At 52.9% G+C, this 507-nt stretch carries 1 rRNA gene; it reads right to left on the bottom strand.

Annotation, left to right across the window (positions count from 1 at the left end):
- Positions 1–507: ribosomal RNA gene (locus GQS57_RS18770) — 16S ribosomal RNA — on the bottom strand; the annotation flags it as partial.

Genomic DNA, 507 nt, shown 5'->3' with positions numbered 1-507 from the left:
AGCTTTGAAAAACAGAACCGAGGCTCCGAGCTTCTAGTAGACATCGTTTACGGCGTGGACTACCGGGGTATCTAATCCCGTTTGCTCCCCACGCTTTCGTACATGAGCGTCAGTGTTGACCCAGGTGGCTGCCTTCGCCATCGGTATTCCTTCAGATCTCTACGCATTTCACCGCTACACCTGAAATTCTACCACCCTCTATCACACTCTAGTTTGCCAGTTCGAAATGCAGTTCCCAGGTTGAGCCCGGGGCTTTCACATCTCGCTTAACAAACCGCCTGCGTACGCTTTACGCCCAGTAATTCCGATTAACGCTCGCACCCTCCGTATTACCGCGGCTGCTGGCACGGAGTTAGCCGGTGCTTCTTCTGTCAGTAACGTCACACATGATGGGTATTAACCACCACGCTTTCCTCCTGACTGAAAGTGCTTTACAACCCGAAGGCCTTCTTCACACACGCGGCATGGCTGCATCAGGCTTGCGCCCATTGTGCAATATTCCCCACT

Origin of the sequence: Polaribacter sp. 20A6 (assembly GCF_011378915.1) — a bacterium.
GTDB classification, from domain to species: domain Bacteria; phylum Bacteroidota; class Bacteroidia; order Flavobacteriales; family Flavobacteriaceae; genus Polaribacter; species Polaribacter sejongensis.
This window is presented reverse-complemented; position numbering and strand designations above follow the sequence as displayed.